1 protein-coding gene is annotated in these 278 nt (G+C 41.7%); it reads left to right on the plus strand.

Annotated elements, in window-relative coordinates:
• The coding region (locus Q0842_RS16155) for a hypothetical protein (RefSeq protein WP_298500536.1) at positions 1 to 278 on the plus strand (278 nt) is incomplete at both ends.

A 278-nucleotide genomic window follows, 5' to 3' on the forward strand; every position in this document is an offset into this window, starting at 1 on the left:
ACATTTAATACTACATCATGTATGTGGGAAGTAACAGGGTCTCAACCAGCAGAACCAGCGACAGCTTGTTATGAAACTGCGACTTTCAATACTACATCATGTATGTGGGAAGTAACAGGATCTCAACCAGCAGAACCAGCTACGGCTTGTTATGAAACTGCGACTTTCAATACTACATCATGTATGTGGGAAGTAACAGGATCTCAACCGGCAGAACCAGCGACAGCTTGTTATGAAACAGCAACATTTAATACTACATCATGTATGTGGGAAGTAAC

The sequence above is a fragment of the uncultured Algibacter sp. genome, assembly GCF_947495675.1.
Lineage (GTDB): Bacteria > Bacteroidota > Bacteroidia > Flavobacteriales > Flavobacteriaceae > Algibacter_B.